19 protein-coding genes are annotated in these 21,088 nt (G+C 56.0%); 8 read left to right on the top strand and 11 right to left on the bottom strand.

Annotation, left to right across the window (positions count from 1 at the left end):
- The first annotated feature begins 63 nt into the window (after positions 1 to 63).
- The 8 genes from aqpZ to ACQG2Q_RS07985 all read left to right on the top strand — a co-directional run bounded on the left by aqpZ (position 64) and on the right by ACQG2Q_RS07985 (position 10,162).
- Entirely contained in the window at positions 64 to 759 is a 696-nt protein-coding gene (aqpZ, locus tag ACQG2Q_RS08020; RefSeq protein WP_063849224.1) for an aquaporin Z, read from the top strand.
- Positions 760 to 936: 177 nt separating this feature from the next.
- Positions 937 to 1,836: a lysine exporter LysO family protein gene (locus ACQG2Q_RS08015; protein ID WP_022647606.1), complete on the top strand. Its 900-nt coding sequence runs from the start codon at positions 937 to 939 to the stop codon at positions 1,834 to 1,836.
- A gap of 144 nt (positions 1,837 to 1,980) precedes the next feature.
- Positions 1,981 to 3,633, top strand: coding sequence for a hydroxylamine reductase (gene hcp, locus ACQG2Q_RS08010; RefSeq protein ID WP_023299708.1), 1,653 nt, complete (start codon positions 1,981 to 1,983; stop codon positions 3,631 to 3,633).
- Between the two features lie 10 nt (positions 3,634 to 3,643).
- The gene (gene hcr / locus ACQG2Q_RS08005) at positions 3,644 to 4,612 is read left to right on the top strand and encodes an NADH oxidoreductase (RefSeq protein ID WP_063146160.1); all 969 of its coding nucleotides are present in this window, start codon (positions 3,644 to 3,646) and stop codon (positions 4,610 to 4,612) included.
- Positions 4,613 to 4,850: 238 nt separating this feature from the next.
- Positions 4,851 to 6,569, top strand: a complete 1,719-nt coding sequence (poxB, locus tag ACQG2Q_RS08000) for a ubiquinone-dependent pyruvate dehydrogenase (protein WP_063163397.1) — start codon at positions 4,851 to 4,853, stop codon at positions 6,567 to 6,569.
- Positions 6,570 to 6,607: 38 nt separating this feature from the next.
- Positions 6,608 to 7,609, top strand: coding sequence for a low-specificity L-threonine aldolase (gene ltaE / locus ACQG2Q_RS07995; RefSeq protein WP_063849206.1), 1,002 nt, complete (start codon positions 6,608 to 6,610; stop codon positions 7,607 to 7,609).
- A gap of 10 nt (positions 7,610 to 7,619) precedes the next feature.
- Positions 7,620 to 9,056 carry an SDR family oxidoreductase gene (locus ACQG2Q_RS07990; protein WP_045623357.1) on the top strand — a complete coding sequence of 479 codons (1,437 nt, stop codon included), beginning with the start codon at positions 7,620 to 7,622 and terminating at the stop codon, positions 9,054 to 9,056.
- Positions 9,057 to 9,148: 92 nt separating this feature from the next.
- Positions 9,149 to 10,162 (top strand): NAD-dependent epimerase/dehydratase family protein, encoded by a 1,014-nt coding sequence (locus ACQG2Q_RS07985; RefSeq protein WP_022647600.1) that lies wholly within the window; start codon positions 9,149 to 9,151, stop codon positions 10,160 to 10,162.
- A gap of 144 nt (positions 10,163 to 10,306) precedes the next feature.
- On the opposite strand, the gene ACQG2Q_RS07980 is transcribed toward ACQG2Q_RS07985, so the two are convergent.
- The 11 genes from ACQG2Q_RS07980 to gspG form a co-directional block, all read right to left on the bottom strand.
- Positions 10,307 to 12,133 (bottom strand): chitinase, encoded by a 1,827-nt coding sequence (locus tag ACQG2Q_RS07980; protein ID WP_063849207.1) that lies wholly within the window; start codon positions 12,131 to 12,133, stop codon positions 10,307 to 10,309.
- Positions 12,134 to 12,267: 134 nt separating this feature from the next.
- Positions 12,268 to 12,708: a type III secretion system invasion protein IagB gene (gene iagB, locus ACQG2Q_RS07975; protein WP_022647598.1), complete on the bottom strand. Its 441-nt coding sequence runs from the start codon at positions 12,706 to 12,708 to the stop codon at positions 12,268 to 12,270.
- 102 nt (positions 12,709 to 12,810) lie between these two features.
- Positions 12,811 to 15,444 carry a glycosyl hydrolase family 18 protein gene (locus ACQG2Q_RS07970; protein ID WP_063849208.1) on the bottom strand — a complete coding sequence of 878 codons (2,634 nt, stop codon included), beginning with the start codon at positions 15,442 to 15,444 and terminating at the stop codon, positions 12,811 to 12,813.
- A gap of 253 nt (positions 15,445 to 15,697) precedes the next feature.
- Positions 15,698 to 16,495, bottom strand: a complete 798-nt coding sequence (locus ACQG2Q_RS07965; protein ID WP_063849209.1) for a prepilin peptidase — start codon at positions 16,493 to 16,495, stop codon at positions 15,698 to 15,700.
- Positions 16,492 to 16,977: a type II secretion system protein GspM gene (gene gspM, locus ACQG2Q_RS07960; RefSeq protein ID WP_063849210.1), complete on the bottom strand. Its 486-nt coding sequence runs from the start codon at positions 16,975 to 16,977 to the stop codon at positions 16,492 to 16,494. The genes ACQG2Q_RS07965 and gspM overlap by 4 nt, the downstream gene beginning before the upstream one ends.
- The gene (gspL, locus tag ACQG2Q_RS07955) at positions 16,974 to 18,107 is read right to left on the bottom strand and encodes a type II secretion system protein GspL (protein ID WP_023299701.1); all 1,134 of its coding nucleotides are present in this window, start codon (positions 18,105 to 18,107) and stop codon (positions 16,974 to 16,976) included. The genes gspM and gspL overlap by 4 nt, the downstream gene beginning before the upstream one ends.
- A gap of 15 nt (positions 18,108 to 18,122) precedes the next feature.
- Complete coding sequence (gene gspK / locus ACQG2Q_RS07950) at positions 18,123 to 19,133, bottom strand: type II secretion system minor pseudopilin GspK (protein WP_426759098.1); 1,011 nt, start codon at positions 19,131 to 19,133, stop codon at positions 18,123 to 18,125.
- The gene (gspJ, locus tag ACQG2Q_RS07945; protein ID WP_063150538.1) at positions 19,130 to 19,783 is read right to left on the bottom strand and encodes a type II secretion system minor pseudopilin GspJ; all 654 of its coding nucleotides are present in this window, start codon (positions 19,781 to 19,783) and stop codon (positions 19,130 to 19,132) included. The genes gspK and gspJ overlap by 4 nt, the downstream gene beginning before the upstream one ends.
- Positions 19,780 to 20,160 carry a type II secretion system minor pseudopilin GspI gene (gene gspI, locus ACQG2Q_RS07940; protein WP_048966125.1) on the bottom strand — a complete coding sequence of 127 codons (381 nt, stop codon included), beginning with the start codon at positions 20,158 to 20,160 and terminating at the stop codon, positions 19,780 to 19,782. Before gspI ends, gspJ begins: the two co-directional genes overlap by 4 nt.
- Complete coding sequence (gene gspH / locus ACQG2Q_RS07935) at positions 20,153 to 20,638, bottom strand: type II secretion system minor pseudopilin GspH (RefSeq protein WP_023299697.1); 486 nt, start codon at positions 20,636 to 20,638, stop codon at positions 20,153 to 20,155. Before gspH ends, gspI begins: the two co-directional genes overlap by 8 nt.
- Positions 20,638 to 21,087 carry a type II secretion system major pseudopilin GspG gene (gene gspG, locus ACQG2Q_RS07930; RefSeq protein WP_038415752.1) on the bottom strand — a complete coding sequence of 150 codons (450 nt, stop codon included), beginning with the start codon at positions 21,085 to 21,087 and terminating at the stop codon, positions 20,638 to 20,640. The genes gspH and gspG overlap by 1 nt, the downstream gene beginning before the upstream one ends.
- Position 21,088 lies beyond the last annotated feature (1 nt).

The following is a 21,088-nucleotide window of genomic DNA, read 5'->3' as shown; positions in this document are numbered from 1 at the left end:
TCCCTTTATGGCGATATAACCCGCGCGCAGGAATGGGCGCGGACGTTTATTATTGAGGTGGTTATGTTCAGAAAATTAGCGGCAGAATGCTTTGGTACATTCTGGCTGGTGTTTGGTGGTTGCGGTAGTGCAATACTCGCAGCCGCATTTCCGGAATTAGGTATTGGATTTGTCGGCGTCGCGCTGGCATTCGGTTTAACCGTATTAACCATGGCATTCGCCGTGGGGCATATTTCCGGCGGTCATTTCAACCCGGCCGTCACGTTAGGTTTATGGGCGGGCGGACGTTTCCCGGCGAAAGATATTATTGGCTATATTATTGCCCAGGTTATTGGCGGTATTATTGCCGCGGCGGTGTTGTACGTCATTGCCAGCGGAAAAGCCGGGTTTGACGCCGCGGCCAGCGGATTTGCGTCAAACGGCTTCGGCGAACACTCTCCAGGCGGCTACTCAATGCTGTCTGCTATCGTGATTGAAATTGTGCTCACCGCAGGTTTCCTGTTGGTGATCCACGGCGCAACGGACAAATACGCGCCTGCGGGCTTTGCCCCCATTGCTATTGGTCTGGCGCTGACGCTTATCCACCTGATCTCCATCCCGGTGACCAATACCTCCGTTAACCCGGCACGTAGCACCGCGGTGGCTATTTTCCAGGGCGGCTGGGCGCTTGAACAGCTGTGGCTGTTCTGGGTGATGCCAATTATTGGCGGTATTCTGGGCGGCGTGCTGTATCGCACCCTGCTGGAAAAACGCGATTAATTAAGTGCGGCCTGTAATGTCGGGTGGCGCTAAAGCTTACCCGACCTACGTGAGTGTGCACTTTGTAGGCCGGGTAAGGCGCATCCGCCACCCGGCTTTCTTTTGCCGCTTTACTGTACAGCCTTTATTGGGTAGTGTCTCTGGCGCTTAAATGATACTCAAAAGGACCGGCTGTTCATGTTCTCAGGACTCCTCATCATTCTTCTGCCCCTGATTGTGGGCTACCTTATTCCGCTGCGTCATGAATCGGCCTTAAAGCTTATTAATCGTTTTCTCAGCTGGATTGTTTACGTCATTCTGTTCTTTATGGGGATCAGCCTGGCCTTCCTGGATAATCTGGCGACGAACTTGCTTTCCATCCTGCATTATTCTGCGGTTACGGTAGTGGTTATTCTGCTGTGCAATATTGCCGCGCTGTTCTGGCTGGAACGCACTATTCCCTGGAAAAATCACCACCATCAGGAAAAGCTTCCCTCCCGAATTGCGATGGCGCTGGAATCATTAAAGCTGTGCGGCGTGGTGGTGCTCGGTTTTTTACTGGGGCTAACCGGATGGGCTTTTTTACAGCACGCTACGGAAGCCAGCGAATATACGCTGATTTTCCTGCTCTTCCTGATCGGTATTCAGTTGCGAAATAATGGCATGACGCTGAAACAGATTGTCCTGAACCGCCGGGGCATGATGGTTGCCGTTATCGTTGTGGCCAGCTCAATGGCGGGGGGAGTGATTAACGCCTTTATTCTCGATCTGCCGCTGAAAACCAGCCTGGCGATGGCATCCGGTTTTGGCTGGTATTCGCTGTCCGGTATTCTGCTGACCGAATCGTTTGGTCCGGTGATCGGCAGCGCCGCCTTCTTTAACGATCTGGCGCGCGAGCTGATAGCCATCATGCTGATCCCCGGCCTGGTACGCCGCAGCCGCTCTACCGCGCTGGGCCTGTGCGGGGCCACCTCAATGGACTTTACCCTGCCGGTGTTACAGCGCTCGGGAGGGCTTGAGATGGTCCCTGCCGCTATTGTACACGGCTTTATTCTGAGCCTGCTGGTCCCCATCCTGATGGCGTTCTTCTCAGCCTGATACTGCTTTGGCGGTAGTGAACCTGCCGCCAAAATTGCGCTAAATCAATAACCCTCCACTTAGTATAAGAAAGCACTTTTCTCCGTTGTGGCACAGGCATAACCTTAAACATGTATCTAAAATATAACTTTAACAGGTGTGATTATGTTTTGTGTGCAATGTGAACAAACCATCCGTACCCCGGCAGGCAACGGCTGCTCTTACGCGCAGGGTATGTGCGGCAAAACCGCAGAAACGTCCGATCTCCAGGACCTGCTGATTGCGGCGCTGCAAGGCTTATCCGCCTGGGCCTTCAAGGCCCGTGAATATGGCCTTGTCGATCACTATGTCGACAGCTTTGCGCCGCGCGCATTTTTCTCCACGCTGACTAACGTTAACTTCGATTCGCCACGCATTGTGGGCTATGCCCGCGAAGCGATTGCCCTGCGTGAAGCCCTGAAAGCGCAATGCCTGAATGCCGACGCCAGCGCCCGCGTGGACAACCCGATGGCGGAACTACAGCTGGTGAGCGACGACCTGGGCGAGCTACAGCGTCAGGCCGCCGAATTTACTCCCAATAAAGACAAAGCGGCGATTGGCGAGAACATCCTCGGCCTGCGCCTGCTGTGCCTGTACGGTCTGAAAGGTGCTGCGGCGTATATGGAGCACGCGCACGTACTCGGCCAGTACGACAACGACATTTATGCCCAGTACCACAAAATCATGGCATGGCTGGGCACCTGGCCTTCCGACATGAACGCCCTGCTGGAATGCTCGATGGAAATCGGCCAGATGAACTTCAAAGTGATGAGCATTCTGGATGCCGGTGAAACCAGCACCTACGGCCACCCAACGCCGACGCAGGTCAACGTCAAAGCGACCGAAGGTAAATGCATCCTGATCTCCGGCCACGACCTGAAAGATCTCTACAACCTGCTGAAGCAGACCGAAGGCACCGGCGTTAACGTCTATACCCACGGCGAAATGTTGCCCGCGCACGGCTACCCGGAACTGCGTAAATTTAAGCATCTGATCGGTAACTACGGCAGCGGCTGGCAGAACCAGCAGGTGGAGTTCGCCCGCTTCCCTGGCCCAATCGTCATGACCTCTAACTGCATCATCGACCCTACCGTGGGCGCGTATGACGACCGTATCTGGACCCGCAGCATCGTCGGCTGGCCGGGCGTGAGCCACCTTGAAGGCGATGATTTCGGTCCGGTTATCGCACAGGCGCAGCAGATGGCAGGCTTCCCGTACAGCGAAATTCCGCACCTCATCACCGTCGGTTTTGGCCGTGAAACCCTGCTGGGTGCGGCGGATTCCCTGATTGACCTCGTCAGCCGTGAAAAACTACGTCACATCTTCCTGATCGGCGGCTGTGACGGCGCGCGCGGGGAACGTAACTATTTCACCGATTTCGCCACCCGCGTTCCGGAAGACTGTCTGATCCTGACCCTGGCCTGCGGTAAGTACCGTTTCAACAAGCTGGACTTCGGCAACATCGAAGGTCTGCCACGCCTGGTGGATGCTGGTCAGTGTAACGATGCATATTCAGCCATCATTCTGGCGGTCACGCTGGCAGAGAAACTGGGCTGCGGCGTGAACGATCTGCCGCTGTCGCTGGTGCTCTCCTGGTTCGAGCAGAAAGCGATCGTTATTCTGTTGACCCTGCTCTCTCTCGGCGTGACCAACATCGTCACCGGGCCGACCGCGCCAGGCTTCCTGACGCCGGACCTGCTGGCCATCCTGAACGAGAAATTTGGTCTGCGTTCCGTGACCAACGTTGAAGATGATATGAAGCAACTGCTGAGCGCGTAAGGAGTAACTCATGACCATGCCAACCTCACAATGTCCGTGGCGGATGCAGGTTCATCACATCCAACAGGAGACGCCGGATGTGTGGACACTGTCGCTGCTGTGCCATGACTACTACCCGTACCGCGCAGGTCAGTATGCGCTGGTGAGCGTGCGTAATTCGGTGGATACCCTGCGCGCCTACACGATCTCCTCCACGCCGGGCGTGAGCGAATACATAACGCTCACCGTCCGTCGTATTGATGACGGCGCAGGCTCCCGGTGGCTGACCCGTGACGTGAAGCGCGGGGATTACATCTGGCTGTCTGACGCGCAGGGCGAGTTCACCTGTGACGACAAGAAGGAAGACAAATTCCTGCTTCTGGCGGCAGGCTGTGGCGTAACGCCGATTATGTCGATGCGCCGCTGGCTGGCGAAATACCGTCCTCAGGCCGACGTGCAGGTGATCTTTAGCGTGCGTTCCCCGGAAGATGTGATTTTTGCCGAGGAATGGCGAAATTATCCGGTGACCCTGGTGGCTGAGCACAACGCGACGCACGGTTTTGTCGCGGGGCGTCTGAGCCGCGAAATGTTGCAAAGCGTGCCGGACATTGCGGATCGTACCGTGATGACCTGCGGCCCGGCGCCGTACATGGAGATCGTGGAGAAAGAAGTGAAAGCGCTCGGCGTGACCCGCTTCTTTAAAGAGCAGTTCTTCACGCCTGTAGCGGCAGCGGCGACCAGCGGGATGAAGTTCACGAAGCTGCAACCGGCGCAGACCTTCTTTGGTCGCGTGGGCACCACGCTGCTTGAAGCGCTCGAAAGCAATAACGTGCCGGTAGCGGCAGCCTGTCGCGCGGGTGTGTGCGGCTGCTGTAAGACGAAGGTGGTTTCCGGTGAATACACCGTCACCAGCACCATGACGCTGACCGATGCGGAAATTGCAGAGGGTTACGTGTTGGCGTGTTCATGCCATCCGCAGGGGGACCTGGTGCTGGCATAATCTGGCGCAGTGCCTCCATTTGTTGCCGGGTGGCACTGCGTTTACCCGGCCTACTTTGTACATGTTGGCTCTTCGTAGGCCCGGTAAGCGTTAGCGCCACCGGGCTTTTTGCCGGGTGGCATTGCGTTTACCCGGCTTACGTTGTGCCTACTGCCTGTGCGTATGGAATACCAGGCAGCCAATACAGTGACTTTCTTCTAAGCTTGTAAGCGATATCACATAAAGGAGAAGGACCACCATGAAACAAACCGTGGCTGCATACATAGCGAAAACCCTGGAGCAGGCTGGCGTAAAGCGTATCTGGGGCGTCACCGGCGATTCGCTGAACGGACTCAGCGACAGCCTCAACAAGATGAAGACCATTGAATGGATGCCCACCCGCCATGAAGAGGTCGCCGCCTTTGCCGCGGGTGCCGAAGCGCAGCTCACGGGCGAACTCGCCGTCTGTGCAGGTTCCTGCGGACCGGGAAACCTGCACCTTATCAACGGTCTTTTCGACTGTCACCGCAACCATGTTCCGGTGCTGGCGATTGCCGCACATATTCCGTCATCCGAAATCGGCAGCGGCTATTTTCAGGAGACGCATCCTCAGGAGCTGTTCCGTGAATGCAGCCACTACTGCGAGCTGGTCTCGTCGCCGGAGCAGATCCCACAGGTGCTGGCGATAGCCATGCGTAAGGCGATCCTGAATCGCGGGGTTTCGGTGGTTGTGCTGCCGGGGGACGTGGCGCTGAAGGCTGCACCTGAAACCGCCACCACCCACTGGTACTCTGCGCCACAGCCAACCATTACCCCTGCGGATGAAGAACTTAAAAAGCTGGCGCAGCTGCTGCGATACTCCAACAATATCGCCCTGATGTGCGGCAGCGGCTGTGCTGGCGCGCATAAAGAGCTGGTGGAATTTGCCGCTAAGCTGAAGGCGCCAGTTGTGCACGCCCTGCGCGGCAAAGAGCACGTTGAATACGATAACCCGTACGATGTGGGCATGACCGGGCTGATCGGTTTTTCCAGCGGCTTCCATACCATGATGAACGCCGATACGCTGATCCTGCTCGGCACCCAGTTCCCGTACCGCGCGTTCTACCCGACGGATGCCAAAATTATCCAGATCGACATTAATCCCGGTAGCATCGGCGCGCACAGCAAGGTGGATATGGCGCTTATCGGCGATATTAAATCCACCCTCGCCGCCCTCCTGCCGCTGCTGGAAGAAAAAACGGACCGCAAATTCCTCGATAAAGCCCTGAGCGACTATCGCGATGCGCGTAAGGGGCTGGACGATCTCGCCAAACCGAGCGAAAAAGCGATCCACCCGCAGTATCTGGCGCAGCAGATCAGCCACTTCGCCGACGACGATGCCATCTTCACCTGCGACGTGGGTACGCCCACCGTCTGGGCCGCGCGCTATCTGAAAATGAACGGCAAACGACGCCTGCTTGGGTCGTTCAACCATGGCTCAATGGCCAACGCCATGCCGCAGGCGCTGGGTGCAAAAGCGACGGCACCGGAACGGCAGGTGGTGGCGATGTGCGGCGACGGCGGGTTCAGTATGCTGATGGGGGATTTCCTGTCGGTGGCGCAGATGAAGCTTCCGCTGAAAATCGTGGTCTTTAACAACAGCGTGCTGGGCTTTGTGGCGATGGAGATGAAAGCCGGAGGCTACCTCACGGACGGCACCGAGCTGCACGACACCAACTTCGCCCGCATCGCCGAAGCCTGCGGTATCACCGGTATTCGGGTGGAGAAAGCCTCAGATGTGGACGAAGCCCTGCAACGTGCCTTCGCCATCGACGGCCCGGTACTGGTGGATGTGGTGGTCGCCAAAGAAGAGCTGGCAATCCCGCCTCAAATCAAGCTGGAACAGGCTAAAGGTTTTAGCCTCTACATGCTGCGCGCCATCATCAGCGGGCGCGGTGACGAAGTGATCGAACTGGCAAAAACCAACTGGCTCAGGTAAAACATTTCACAAGACCTCTTAAATGAAAGGGATGTGAAATGATTGATTTACGTAGTGATACCGTTACCCGTCCGGGCCGCGCCATGCTCGAAGAGATGATGGCCGCCCCGGTCGGGGACGACGTCTACGGCGATGACCCGACGGTCAACGAACTCCAGCGCTATGCGGCCGAGCTGAGCGGTAAAGAGGCTGCCCTGTTCCTGCCCACCGGCACGCAGGCTAACCTGGTGGCGCTGCTGAGCCACTGCGAGCGCGGCGAAGAGTATATCGTCGGCCAGGGGGCGCATAACTACCTGTACGAAGCCGGCGGCGCGGCGGTGCTTGGCAGCATTCAGCCGCAGCCGATCGATGCCGCGCCGGATGGTACGCTGCCGCTGGACAAAGTCGCGGCAAAAATCAAAGCCGATGATATTCACTTCGCCCGCACTAAACTGCTGAGCCTTGAAAACACCCATAACGGTAAAGTTCTGCCGCGCGAATACCTGAAAGCGGCATGGGATTTTACCCGCGAGCGCAAGCTCGGCCTGCACGTTGACGGCGCACGTATCTTCAACGCCGTGGTGGAGTACGGCTGCGAGCTAAAAGAGATCACCCAATATTGCGACTCGTTCACCATTTGCCTCTCTAAAGGGCTGGGTACGCCGGTGGGTTCCCTGCTGGTTGGCAGTGCAGACTACATCAGACGCGCCAACCGCTGGCGTAAAATGACCGGCGGCGGGATGCGTCAGGCGGGTATTCTGGCGGCTGCCGGACTGTACGCCCTGAAAAATAACGTGTCACGCCTGAAAGACGATCACGACAATGCGGCGTGGATGGCAGCGCAACTGCATGAAATCGGCGCTGATGTCATGCGTCACGACACCAACATGCTGTTTGTCCGCGTCGGCGATGAGCATGCTGCCGCGCTGGGCGAATTTATGAAAGCCCGAGGCGTGCTGATCAACGCCTCCCCGGTCGTGCGACTGGTGATGCATCTTGACGTTAACCGCGAGCAGTTGACCGAGGTGGTGAAACACTGGCAAGCGTTTTTACAGCGTTAAGGAGCATACCGTGCCGCAACGTATTCTGGTGCTCGGCGCCAGCGGGTACATCGGTCAGCATCTGACCACTGCGTTAAGCCAGCAGGGGCACCAGGTGCTGGCAGTGGCACGCAACACGGAACGCCTGCAAAAGCTACATTTGCCTGGCGTGACGTGTCACAACGTTGACCTTAACTGGCCGAAAGCGCTTCCTGCGCTGCTGGAAGGGGTCGATACGCTTTACTACCTTGTTCACAGCATGGGCGAAGGCGGCGATTTTATCGCCCACGAGCGTCAGGTGGCGATGAACGTACGTGATACGCTGCTGCAAACGCCGGTAAAGCAGGTGATCTTTCTAAGCTCGCTTCAGGCGCCTGAGAACGAGCAGTCAGACCATCTGCGCGCCCGGCAACTGACGGCAGAGACATTGCGAAGCGCCCGTATCCCCGTCACCGAACTGCGGGCAGGGATCATCGTCGGCGCGGGTTCCGCCGCGTTCGAAGTGATGCGCGATATGGTCTACAACCTGCCTGTGCTGACACCGCCGCGCTGGGTACGCTCGCGCACCACGCCCATTGCGCTGGAGAATTTACTCCACTATCTGGTGGCATTGCTGGATCATCCGGCGGCGGCGCATCGCGTGCTGGAGGCGGCTGGCCCGGAAGTGTTGAGTTATCAGGCGCAGTTCGAACATTTTATGCGGGTGAGTGGCCGCCGCCGCTGGCTGGTGCCCGTCCCCTTCCCGACCCGCTGGATTTCGGTGTGGTTTTTGAATGTGATCACCTCCGTGCCGCCGACGACTGCCAAAGCGCTTATACAGGGACTGAAACACGATCTGCTGGCGGACGATCGTGAACTGCGTGCCTTGATCCCTCAGGAATTGATCCCCTTCGACGATGCCGTACGCAATACGCTGAAAGAAGAAGAGAAGCTGGTGAACTCCAGCGACTGGGGCTACGATGCGCAGGCGTTTGCCCGCTGGCGGCCCGAGTACGGCTATTACCCAAAACAGGCGGGCTGTACGGTAAAAACCACTGCCAGCCTCTCAGCGCTGTGGGACGTTGTGAACCAGATCGGCGGCAAAGAGCGCTATTTCTTCGGCAATATCCTCTGGCAAACGCGCGGCGCGCTGGATCTGCTGGTGGGTCACCGGCTGGCAAAAGGCCGTCCTGCCGCCCCGTATCTGAACGTGGGCGATACGGTCGACAGCTGGAAGGTGATCATCGTTGAGCCGGAAAAACAGCTGGCGCTGCTGTTTGGCATGAAGGCACCGGGGCTGGGGCGGCTCTGCTTCACCCTTAAAGACAAAGGCGATCACCGCGAGCTGGACGTTCGGGCGTGGTGGCACCCGCACGGAATGCCCGGGCTGTTCTACTGGCTGCTGATGATCCCGGCACACCTGTTTATCTTCCGCGGAATGGCGAAACGGATTGCGCAACTGGCAGAAGAAAAGCGGGAAAGTAACTAAATAAAACTCTTAATCTTTCACCTTTCCCATTGCAACACATCGTAATTCACGAAAGAATGCGCACGAAATTCTTTTCAACACAGTGGATTGTTATGAAGGTACTGGTTACCGGGGCGACCAGCGGCTTAGGCCGAAATGCGGTCGAATTTCTGCGCAACAAAGGCATCAGCGTGAGGGCCACCGGTCGCAACGAGGCGATGGGCAAGCTCTTGCAAAAAATGGGCGCTGAGTTTGTCCATGCCGACCTGACGGAGCTGGTCTCCTCTCAGGCCAAGGTGATGCTCGCCGGTATCGATACGCTGTGGCACTGCTCCAGTTTTACCTCCCCGTGGGGTACCCAGGAAGCCTTCGATCTCGCCAACGTGCGCGCCACGCGCCGTCTGGGCGAATGGGCCGTCGCCTGGGGCGTGCGTAACTTTATTCATATCTCTTCCCCGTCGCTCTATTTTGATTATCACCATCATCGTGATATTCAGGAAGATTTCCGCCCTGCGCGCTTTGCCTGTGAATTTGCCCGCAGTAAAGCGGCTGGCGAAGAGGTGATCGACCTGCTGGCCCAGTCAAATCCGCACACCCGCTTTACCGTGCTGCGACCACAGAGCCTGTTTGGGCCGCACGACAAAGTCTTTATCCCGCGACTGGCCCAGATGATGCACCATTACGGCAGCGTGCTGTTACCGCGCGGCGGCGATGCGCTGGTAGACATGACCTATTACGAAAATGCCGTTCACGCCATGTGGCTGGCGAGCCAGCCGGAGTGCGATAAGCTGGTGTCGGGCCGCGCCTATAACATTACCAACGGCGAACCCTGTACCCTGCGCAGCATTGTGCAAAGGCTGATTGATGAGTTAAAAATCGACTGCCGGATCCGTTCTGTTCCCTACCCGATGCTGGACATGATTGCCCGCAGCATGGAGCGCTTTGGCAGTAAATCGGCGAAAGAGCCTGCGCTGACGCATTACGGTGTGTCGAAGCTCAACTTTGATTTTACGCTGGATATTTCTCGGGCGGAGAACGAGCTGGGGTATAAACCGATTATCTCGCTCGATGAAGGGATAGTGCGTACGGCGGCGTGGTTGCGGGATCACGGGAAGTTGCACCGGTAAGCGTTCCAGCCTAATGTAGGCCGGGTAAGCGCAGCGCCACCCGGCAAAAAACAGAGAGTGCGGACTGATGCCCTCACCCCGGCTCTCTCCCACAGGTAGAGGGTGCAAACATTAAAACGGCAACCCGAGGGTTGCCGTTTGCTTTTACAGAGCCGTCCAGGCTTCAGCCCATGCCAGGCCTGCACCCGGCTCATAGTACGTCGGCGCACTGTTACACCAGCCGCTGTACGGGAACGGTTTGCACTGGAACAATTTACCGTGGTTGTTCACGATATCACCGGCGTTGTACTTGCTGTTCGCGCTCCATGCCGGGTAAGACGTATCTTCTCCGGATGGCGTTGCCGCTTTCGCTTTCACGTTCAGCAGGTAAGACGTGGTGCTGCTCAGCTCGCCATCGCTGACGGTCAGGCTCACTTCATACTGCTGCGCCGTTGCAGACTCAGGCGCCTCAAAGGTCACCACCGCTTTATCTTCGCCGGTCACGGTCTGGCCATCCTGAGAACGCCAGGTGTAGGTCAGCTTGTTGCCGTCTGCGTCGGTAGAGCCTTCCGCGCTCAGAGAAACCTGCGCGCCCGCTTCTACGGCACCGATTGGGCCCGCAATCTGCGCAACCGGCGCGTGGTTCACCGCGACAGGTTCAACCGGAGTTTCATCCGGAACTGGCGCTGGCGTTGGGGCCGGCGTAACATCTTCAGAAGGTGTTGGCGTTGGCGTGACCGGGGTTTCGTCCGGCGTCACCGAGGAACCGTCGTCATTCACGATATTCACGTTATAGAACTTCTGCACGCACTTGCTGTAGTCGCCCTCTTTGAACGCGCTGAACGGTGTCTGATAACCCACCAGCTGGCAAGAGTAAGTCTTGCCGTCCGGGGTATCCGCGCTCCATCCCCAGTCCTGTTCCCAGTAAATCTTCAGGGCGCCTGCGCCACCTTCGTCAAACTGCTTCATGTTGGCGCAACCCAACACTTCGTTCGCCAGAACAGGTACTTTCAGGTAGTTCGCAAATTCTTTGTAATACTTGATACGGTTCTGAGACTGCGCAATTTCAGTCGGGCCGCCGCACTCAACGCCGCCGTTGATGATCTGGGTTGTTACACCGAAGCCCGGGACCAGGCCGTTGGCTTTATCGTGATCGTTCGGCTGCCATGTACCGTCGATCACCTGCAACATGCTTGGTTTTGGCGGCTGTGGATAGGCGAAGAAGAAGATAGCACTGGCCAGGTTCAGCCAGGTGTCCGCCACCAGCTCAGGTTTATCGAGCAGGGTACGCACGTCGCCGTACATCGCTTCAGAGAATGGACCGTAGTTGTAGTTGTAGGACAACTGTTTCGCACCGCGTCCGAAATAGCTCAGGAAATCGCCGTCTTTGTCTTTACCGCAAGGCCAGGTCTGTCCCTGCCAGACGTCCGGATTACATTCGCCGTTATAGCCGCCCTTCTGCCCTTCGCTCCAGCCCATTTCACGCACGTGGACCAGCGCCTGACGCCATTCGGCTTCCGGACGCCAGCTTTCGTGGCCGCCGGTTTCCTGGGCAAAGTGGGCAAACATGGTCGCCAGCTCTTTGCGGCAGATAGCGTCGCTGTCACGACCGTCGTTGTAGGTCTTACACAGCGCCGGGAATTTACCCACGGCTTTCAGGAAGTTGCTGTAGGTATAAGCCTGTGCACGCAGCGGGAAGAGATATTCCCAGTCGCTGGCTTTCACAATCCCTTCAACGCGTTTGACGTTGTCCGGGTTCGCCGCGCGGCCTGGCTCAATCAGTTCGACCTGCGCGTTGTCCAGGGTCTGAATAGTCTCTTTAACGGAGGCCATCAGCGGGAAGTTAGTGAGCTCATGCTCTTTCTTCGCCAGATCGCTGGCTTTCATGGTGTACGGCTCGCCGGTGGTCGCCTGCAAAGAGGCGGCCTGCGCCATAAAAGGTGCAACGCAAGCACCAGCAACAAGTACACTCAGTAACGTCCTTTTGTTCATTTCAGTTTTCCTGTTCGTTTCAAATTAAATGTTAATATCCCGGCTTAGGTATTATTCCGTTAATACATAAACCACATTCAGCTGTTTTCACTTTTCGAAGAACACCTTCAGGAATTCTTCAAAAATAAAAAACGTTAATCGCGTGCTGCTAATTTTAATTGCTGATATTTAGCCCAGACCTTATGGGCATATTTCATCCGCTGCGGATAATTCTCTTTCTTCAACCCGGCGTTATAAGCGCCTACCGCTTCCCAGTTATAGCCATATACTCTTATCATTCCGGAGAGAATGGAGGCACCCACCATGATGGAGGTACACGGCTCGGTCATTAAGCGATACTCATCGATGCCTCTGCTTTCCAGCGCGGTAAAATGCGAGCTGTTGATTTGCATCAGCCCGACATCCCGCGTGCCATCGCGGTTTTGCCCAACCGCGTACGGATTCATACCGGATTCCACATTCGCTATCGCGTACAGTAAATAAGGGTCGACATGATAATAACGCGCCGCTTTATCCCAACAGTTTGCCAGAGCGCCCTGGCTTATTATTAATAACAACAAAATGAGCTTTTTCATTTTTACCTGCTGACTTTATTGGTTATTTCTCCTTAGAAACATCCTGTAAAATGAATTTTTAATTACTCCCCCTCAGAAGGGGGGAGTAATTAATGGGTTAGATTATTTGCAATCTGTTGATGCGCCTTCTTTTACCCATACGTCGCTATTTGCTGGGTTATCACCACGGGTCCACCATTTCGCACGGTAAACGTTACCTTCATAGGTGGTGGTGTCGCCGCCGTTGTAGACCAGGTCAGAACGCCAGTTCATCTTCACGTTGCTTACCAGCTCCCACGCGTCCATACCGAAGCCAGGCTGATTGCCCTGAGTCCAGTATTTCGCTTTCCACACGAGGTGGTCGAAGCTTACGGTATCGCCGTTGTTATAGATTTTGCTCGCGTCCCACGCAGCGTATTTGCTGGCGTTGGCATCGACAGGTGCGTCGCAGCTGCCGGCGGTATCATCAGCTGGAGGGGTTACGTCGTCAGCCGGTGGTGTGACGTCATCGGCAGGAGGCGTTACGTCGTCAACCGGTGGGGTTACGTCATCGGCAGGAGGCGTTACCTCGTCAGCCGGCTTAGGCTCCACCGTCACCTGCACGTCAGACTGCACGCTGGTTTTACCGTCCGTCACAATAACGCTCAGGGTGTAGGAAGAAGTATTGTGCACTTCTGGCGCAGTGATGCGAACGTTGGCCGAATCAGTGCCGGTCGCGTTCATATCAGCCGGTACGCTCCAGCTGTAGGTCAGCGCGTCACCATCAGGATCGGATGCCTGCGCGTGCAGAGAAATTGCTTCACCGGACTGAACGGTAACGGCTTCCATAGCATTGATTACCGGCGCCTGGTTGGCTTTAGGTGCTTTATTCACAACCTGGACGTCAACAGCATTGCTCAGCCCTTTAGCGTCGGTTACGGTCAAACGGAAGACCAGGTTCTGGTCGCTTGTCACAGCCGGAACGCTAAAGCTGGCTTTTGCTTTGGTGCTATTGGCGATGGTCACAGAAGGGCCTGAAACCTGCGTCCATTTATAGGTCAGCGCATGGTTAGTCTCAACAGGCAGATCCGGGATGGAACTTCCGCCCAGCAGGCTTTCGTTCATGGCGTTCAGGATATCGCCGTTATCAGACTCGATAGACCATGCGAACAGTCCGCCCAGGTTTTTGTTCAGTACGTATTTGCCTTTCGCCATAACGGAACGGGCGTTATCGTACGTCACCAGCTCACCGGTGGACTTGTTGAACACGTACGGCGCTTCAGCCGCTTCGTCATATTTGTATTCCCAGCCCGGTTTGCCCAGCATCTGGTTGACGATTTGACGATAGTCAACGATACCGCTTTCCCATGTCCCTTTAATTGGTCCGGTTGCGGTGCCGGTAAATGGATTATCGCCGGTATAACCATGAACGCCGGTCCAGCCGCGGCCATACATACCTGCGCCTACCACGATCTTGCCTGGCTTAACGCCCTGCTCCAGCATCGCTTTTACCGCGTTATCGGTGGTGTAGTTAGTGTCTGGTTTCCAGGAAGCACCGTACAGGGCGGTCTGGTGGCCCAGATCGGTATTGCTCCAGGCACCGTAGAAGTCGTAGCTCATCAGGAAGATATGGTCGAGGTACTGCTGCGTGGTGTTATAGTCCACGTCTTCGATCTTATCTTTACCGGCACCGATTGCAGTAGTCAGCTCGTAGGTACGACCGGTTTCCGCAGACAGTTCATTCAGCATCTGACGCAGGTCGTGCATCAGCGCGGTGTAGGTAGCTTTATCGGTCTGAGGATTGCCGAGTTTGGCGTTTTCACCGCCGCCGCCCGGGAATTCCCAGTCAATATCCACGCCGTCAAACACTTTCCAGGTGGTCAGGAAGTCTTTTACCGACGCCACGAAACGGTCACGCAGTACTTTGTTATCCATCTGATAGAACGGATCGGACAGGGTCCAGCCACCAATGGATGGCAGAATTTTCAGGTCAGGATGGGCTTTTTTCATCGCCATCAACTGCCCATAGTTACCTTTGTAGGGATCGTCCCAGTTGCTTACGCCTTTCTGCGGTTTCTGCAATGCAGCCCATGGATCGTGAATGGCCACGGTGTAGTCCTGACGGCCAGCACAGGCGCGTTTCAGGGATTCCAGTGCACCTGAAGATTTGGCGCTGTCGTTAATACCGTCGCCACCGCAAATTGGAATAAAGCCGTACAGCAGGTGGTTAATGTTCGCGACCGGGATCTTATCCGCAGAGAAGTTTCGATCGTAAACGCCCCACTCAGGGAAATAGGCACCGACGACTTTATCGGTATGCTGAGCGAAAGCTTTGTTATTTTCCAGCAGCGGCGTATTCAGCGGCAGCAAATGGCTTCCGTCGGTATCCGCCACGATAATCAGTTTGCTTGCGCTTTTGGTACAGCCGCTGTCGTTACACAGTTCGACCTGTTCCTGATAGCGGCCCCCTTTTTTGACTTTGAAGGTCGCAGAACCCGCCGCGCTGCCCGCGCCGGTCCAGACGGTCTTGCCGTCCAGCAGCACTTTTGCAGACGTTGGGGCGTCACCGCTCCAGACGTTCCATTCCACTTTTACATCAACACCCTCTTTATGCACTTTGATGAGGTTGTTGTAATCCTGTGCCGCCTGATCCACTTCTACCAGCGCAAATTTATCATTGCCCGATGTAATAGAAGGCGTACCCGGCGCAGCTGCAAATGCGGAGCTGGTGGCCGCCGCAATAAAGAGCGCCAGATATTTTGGTTTCATAAATTTCATTTTTATTTCCTGATAAATTTATTTATAACGTAATAACCCATGCCTTCCGTGAGATCATGGATGCGTTTCGCGTAATGCGTATTTAACCAACGTGAGTGCCGTGAACAAAAAATTGTTGCTGCGCTGTATTCCTCCATAAAAAGATACAAGCCAAATCCCGTGTAGCTTATATCTCCTACGATACACCGAGCGTAAAGAGTCGTCCTTCTCTCCCAGCATCAAAAAGATTTATAAAAAACCTTGACCAGTATATTTAAAATGTGAAAGCAAACTGCTGACTAATAAACACCACGATTCCAGTAAAGGCGAGGTAAGGACCAAAAGAAATAGTGAGGTTATTTTTATTTAAATTATTGACGGCGAAATAACCGACAATACCGCTTAACGCTGCTGCCAGTTCAATGGAGGGTAATGCCTGCCAGCCGCACCAGGCGCCCAGCGCCGCCAGTAGCTTAAAGTCCCCGTAACCCAGCCCTTCTCGTCCGGCGATCAGACGAAAAGCCCAGTAGAGCAGCCAGAGCGACAGATAGCCCGCCACCGCGCCAAACAGCGCATCGCGTAGCGGCAATGTGTGGTCAATAGCATGGAGCACTAACCCCGCCCACAGCAGCGGCTGGGTCAGGCAGTCCGGCAACAACTGATGCTGCCAGTCGATCATGGCCAGCGGCAGTAAAAAAGCCGCCAGTAACCACAAAGAGAACAGCGCCTGAACGTCCGGCATGCACCAGGCCGTGATGCCAAAAAACAGCGCGGAGAACAGTTCCACCAAAAAGAGTCGCAGCGGGATCGCGCTGCCGCACTGGTGACAGCGCCCCCGTAATAACAGCCAACTGAGCAGCGGGATATTTTCCCATGCAGCAAGCGTGTGCTGACACACCGGGCAGTGCGAGGCAGGAAAGAGCAGATTGCCGCTCCCCTCCTCATTCATCACCATTCCCGGTACGCGCTCGGCAACAACGCCGAGAAAACTGCCCATAATCCCGCCCAGGATAGCACTCATCATCGGGAAACCGAGCGGATAGGTCTCCCGCATCAGCGTGAAGGTATTCATGCGCTTTTTGACCAGGTAAGCTGCACCTGTGCTTTCACATCGCTGAGGTGGTCAACCGGCGTGAGGTTTATTTTTTGCAATGTCACGCCGGAGGTCTGATTAATTTCACGCGGCCAGCTTTTTAATTCATATACATTTACCCGATTCACCACGAACGATAAAGTTTGCCCCTCCTGGCGCACATCCGTCAGTGAAAGATTAATTTCATGAGCGCTGTTCTCGACCACCGTACGCGGATTATTCGTTTTAACTAACTGGACCTGAAGATGATTTTTATCAATTTCACTGCGCATCCAGTTGAGCGTCTCTTTTTGTCTTTTAAGCGTCGATTTACTATTTTGGATCATATTATCCAGGGGAATTACTCCTGTGTAATACACCGCAGCCGCCACAATGGCAACGGCACATATTTTTAAAATGATTTTTTCCCGGGCGCTGTAATTCTGATAGCGTGATTTCAGCTGCGCGATTCGCTCTTTCATTTATGTTTCCCTGCGATCATGGCGGTATACGGTTCGGTTGTTGAAACAGGTTGTAAGGTAAAATCAAAATTCTCACTGGTCTGGTTCACAAACGCCTGCAACGCGGGCTGGCTTTGCGCGCTAACGCTCAGCGTCAGGGTGTTTTGCTGCGCATCGTATTCCAGCAGATCGATCTCCATCGCAGGGACTGACTGCCGGGCTTTCTCCAGCTCCTCAAGCTGAAGAAAGAACCCCTTGCTCTGTTTTTTCAGGCTTTGGCCAAAGTGATATTTGATATTGGTCTGCTGGCGCATGCTGGGGAAATGGTGCTGATAAACCTGAACGATCTCCTGCTGAACCCGATTTTCCTGCTGCACCAGCATCCAGGCCATCGCAATGCGCGGCCCCAGCAGCAGACCAACGGACAGCAGGCCCGCCGCTATCATCGCTGCTTTCATGCTTTTTGCGGCCTGGCCATGACCGGCCTTAAGGCTGAATTCACCGTGAAGCAGATTCACACGACAGGTTTTCCACTGCGGCTGGATCAGCACCAGCGGGTGCTGCCAGGCATGCTGTACGTCAACGTGAACGTCCGCAGGCGCGTCGCCGTAGCAACACACTTCCCCGTCTCCGGCTTTCTGCATCAACAGCGGCAGCAGGGTTCCCTCCATTTCACCCGCCACGTGGGGAGATAAACGCAGCCAGTAGCCTTTATCCTGTGCGACCAGCGTGCTGCCCCCTGCCGCCACGGGCAGCAGCCAGGCATCAGGCAGGGCCTGAATCACGTTTAATCCGGCCTCGTGACAGCGGGTCAATGCCGCACGCAGGCGGTCGGCGTCAATGGCAACGGCGTCGACGTCAGCGCCTTTTTTGTAGAGCACTGTCCAGTGGAGGTTGTCCACGTCGCCAATCAGCGTCTCTTCCGCCATCCACGAGAAGGCCATCGCCTGAGAAGCCACCTTTTTCGGCAGCGTGAAATGGCGGAAAATCATGTCGCTGGCGGGCAGCAGGAGACAAACGCGTGTAGCCAGCGGGTGTTCGGCAAGCATCTCCAGGCTGTCGAGCACCTCGACGCGCTCGCTGCCGGACTCACAGCACATTATTTTCCCGCCCTCGCGGCTGTCGGGGCGAACAAAAAGTACCTGTTTCATAACGTTCTACTTTTCTTATTCAATCATTCGGTAACGACGCTGCCACGTCACGATCTCACCGGCTTCGTTATTCATCTGAAGCTGGCTGACCACGCGAAGCGTTAATTCATCGGTATTGCCGCTGTAATTCACGCGGAAGTACCGGCTGTTTATAGAAAATTGATCTACCACCTGCGGGAGATCGTCTTTTAACTGCGGGAAGGTCTGCTCCAGCGCTTTGCTGAACGCGTCCATATTTTCCCAGCCCGATTCCGGACGTGTATCCAGCAGACGAACCGCGTCATCCTGCGTGAATTTTCCCGGAAACATGGCCGCCAGCACAGCGGCCTGTTCCGGTTGCAGGGTGTTAACGTCCACCTTGCTGGCGGCGTCCGGCAGCGCGCATAACAGCTTGCTCACCTTCGGATATGCCGTAACCGGGAACGCTGGCAGCAGTTTGATCTCCGCGATGCTGCGCATCATCTGGTTTGCCGGTTGCCGGGCGGGCACGACGCCAGCCCACGCATCGCTTTCGGCACCCTCTTTCGCCGTGGTGCTGTCACCATCGAGATAATCCACCAGTTGGAAATAGACCGCCTCCGCCGTGCCCGGACTGAGCCCGCTTTCCGTCAGGAGTTGTTCAACAATCCGCTCTTTACGCGGTTTTTCCGCCACCGCGGGAGCGCTTTGCCCCTGGGGCGCGACGTCGGCGGTCAACAGGTTATTGACGTTAAAGCAGTCCTGAGCGTCTTCCACCTGGCTCATGACCGTGTAGTCTTCTCCCTGCGTCTCCAGCGGCTGATGCCAGTCGCCGTCCAGCGCCAACGGCTTGCTCTCGCCGCTGGCATCGGTCTGTAACCTGTCCTTCACCACTTTTTCCTGGGCCTGCATCGCCCAGCGCAGCTGCTGCTGGCTTATCTGATAATGCGTTTTCTGCAAATTACGGCAGAACTGCTGGCTGATTTTGGCGGCCAGCGCCGACATCATCACCAGCAAAATCAGCACCACCAGCAGGGCGACGCCCTTTTGTTGACGGATTCGGTTCATGGTCTGGTCTCCGGCGAAGGCGCAGGGGCTGCGTCCGGAGTCGTCGCAGGCGCGTCGGCGGCTTTCTCTGGGGCAGCGGCAGCGGCCACCTCCGGCATATCCCCCGGCGTGGTGAACACCCAGCGCCAGGTATCCCCGTTTTCCATCGTCAACGTAACCTCCACGCCGTCCGGCAGATGGGCGGCGTCGTGCCAGGCTGTCTGCCAGCCCTGACGATAAAACCGCCAATGCAATGCTTTTACGCCGCTGACAATCGGCACTTCGTCAGGCTTAACGTCCACCGGGCCGTCAATGACCGGCCAGACGTCGCGGTACAAACGCCCCTCTTCCAGCCGCCAGCGCACGCGCTCCAGCTGGACCGTTCCGCTCACGCCATTCAGGGTGGTCAGTTCAAGGGCATCGCCCTCCTGACGGAACCGCTCTGGCTCATTACGCGGCGCTCGCGCCTGTAGCTGGAAAAAATCGCGCTCCATCAGACTCCAGCCGCGCTGAAGCTGGTTGAGCTTAGCGGCACTGGCATCGGTGGCCGAGCTGGTACGCATCGCGCCGTCCAGAATTTGCCAGGCCAGGGTGCTGATTACCGCGAAAATAGTCAGCGCAATCATGATCTCCAGCAGGGTAAATCCGCGCTGGCGTCGCGTTTTCTTCACTTGCTCTCTCCCGGCGGAATGATGTGCAGGGAAACAACCGGCTGGCTCTCATCGCCTTCCGCATAGACGCGAATGGAGTTCGCCCAGCCGTTGTCGGCGGTTTTCACCCGCTGCTTACGCCAGTTCCAGCTGCGCCCGCCCATGATTTCCGTCCCCTGCTGCTCAGCATCCGGGAAGTCGGTTTTGGTGAGTTGCGCTTCCGCCAGCTGATTTTCCGCCACCCAACTGGCCTGCAAGGTATCGGCCAGACCATGGGTAAAACGCACGTTCAGGGAGACCGAGTTCATTAGCGCCAGCGCGGAGGTGGAGAAAATCACCAGCGCGACCATCACCTCCAGCAGCGTCATCCCCTTTTGCTTTGTGTTGTCGTTAGCCATCGTTTTCTACCGATACCGGCGCCGCACCCTGCGACACCACGCGGAAATGGTGCTGTTTGTCGTAACTTTGCAGCGTCAGCGTAAAGCGGCTGATTTCACCGTCCGGTAAAAAGATCACCTGTGGCTCGGACGCCACCGTCGCGGCCAGGCGCTGCGGCGAGAGCGACACGTGCATCTCTTCCGGAAAATCACCTTTGGTGGTAATACGTCCGGCAGATAATGGCACCCAGTGACGCTCGCCATTTTTATCCGCGATCGTCACCAGCTGATATTTATCAGTGGCGATCACCAGCCCGACAATATTTCCGTCCATCACCGCACGGTCTGAACCATAATCAACGAGCGCTTTTAATTGCTGGCCAAATATATCCGCGCCGCTGCGCGAAGGAATGGTGGACACCACCATCATGGCGCAGCTGGCAAATATCACCAGCGCCAGAATAATTTCCAGCAACGTAAAGCCGCGTTGATTTTTCATTACTTCTCGTTCTTATCCAGAGACCAGTTGGTAATGTCATCGGCAGTATTCGCTTCGCCGTCCGGACCCGCAGAGAAAATGTCCACCGCACCGTGTTCACCTGGGCTGACCAGAATATAATCGCTGCCCCATGGATCCTGCGGCAGGCGGCGAATATAGCCATCCGTGCGATAGCCGTTCGGGATTGGTGCGATTTCCGGCTTCGTCACCAGCGCCTGCAAACCCTGCTCTGTGGTCGGGTAGCGGTGGTTGTCCAGCTTATACATATCCAGCGAGCCTTCGAGCGCGACAATATCGCTGGTCGCCTTTTGCGTATCCGCTTTTTCTTTATTACCCATTAAGTTTGGCACTACCATACTCGCCAGAACGCCGAGAATAACAATCACCACCATTAATTCGAGCAATGTGAAGCCCGCCTGGCGAGCCAGGTTTTTACGTTTTAGAGCCATG

The organism is Enterobacter cloacae complex sp. 370H10, assembly GCF_050031535.1.
In the GTDB taxonomy this organism is placed as follows: Bacteria; Pseudomonadota; Gammaproteobacteria; order Enterobacterales; family Enterobacteriaceae; genus Enterobacter; species Enterobacter intestinihominis.
Note: the sequence above shows the minus strand (reverse complement) of the source record. Positions and strands in the feature narration are given on the sequence as shown.

Bases quoted from the DNA above. Each gene is read 5' to 3' on its own strand.
- aqpZ (WP_063849224.1), top strand. From the start codon at position 64: ATGTTCAGAAAATTAGCGGCAGAATGCTTTGGTACATTCTGGCTGGTG.
- ACQG2Q_RS08015 (WP_022647606.1), top strand. From the start codon at position 937: ATGTTCTCAGGACTCCTCATCATTCTTCTGCCCCTGATTGTGGGCTAC.
- hcp (WP_023299708.1), top strand. From the start codon at position 1,981: ATGTTTTGTGTGCAATGTGAACAAACCATCCGTACCCCGGCAGGCAAC.
- hcr (WP_063146160.1), top strand. From the start codon at position 3,644: ATGACCATGCCAACCTCACAATGTCCGTGGCGGATGCAGGTTCATCAC.
- poxB (WP_063163397.1), top strand. From the start codon at position 4,851: ATGAAACAAACCGTGGCTGCATACATAGCGAAAACCCTGGAGCAGGCT.
- ltaE (WP_063849206.1), top strand. From the start codon at position 6,608: ATGATTGATTTACGTAGTGATACCGTTACCCGTCCGGGCCGCGCCATG.
- ACQG2Q_RS07985 (WP_022647600.1), top strand. From the start codon at position 9,149: ATGAAGGTACTGGTTACCGGGGCGACCAGCGGCTTAGGCCGAAATGCG.
- ACQG2Q_RS07980 (WP_063849207.1), bottom strand. From the start codon at position 12,133: ATGAACAAAAGGACGTTACTGAGTGTACTTGTTGCTGGTGCTTGCGTT.
- iagB (WP_022647598.1), bottom strand. From the start codon at position 12,708: ATGAAAAAGCTCATTTTGTTGTTATTAATAATAAGCCAGGGCGCTCTG.
- ACQG2Q_RS07970 (WP_063849208.1), bottom strand. From the start codon at position 15,444: ATGAAATTTATGAAACCAAAATATCTGGCGCTCTTTATTGCGGCGGCC.
- ACQG2Q_RS07965 (WP_063849209.1), bottom strand. From the start codon at position 16,495: ATGAATACCTTCACGCTGATGCGGGAGACCTATCCGCTCGGTTTCCCG.
- gspM (WP_063849210.1), bottom strand. From the start codon at position 16,977: ATGAAAGAGCGAATCGCGCAGCTGAAATCACGCTATCAGAATTACAGC.
- gspL (WP_023299701.1), bottom strand. From the start codon at position 18,107: ATGAAACAGGTACTTTTTGTTCGCCCCGACAGCCGCGAGGGCGGGAAA.
- gspK (WP_426759098.1), bottom strand. From the start codon at position 19,133: ATGAACCGAATCCGTCAACAAAAGGGCGTCGCCCTGCTGGTGGTGCTG.
- gspI (WP_048966125.1), bottom strand. From the start codon at position 20,160: ATGGCTAACGACAACACAAAGCAAAAGGGGATGACGCTGCTGGAGGTG.
- gspH (WP_023299697.1), bottom strand. From the start codon at position 20,638: ATGAAAAATCAACGCGGCTTTACGTTGCTGGAAATTATTCTGGCGCTG.
- gspG (WP_038415752.1), bottom strand. From the start codon at position 21,087: ATGGCTCTAAAACGTAAAAACCTGGCTCGCCAGGCGGGCTTCACATTG.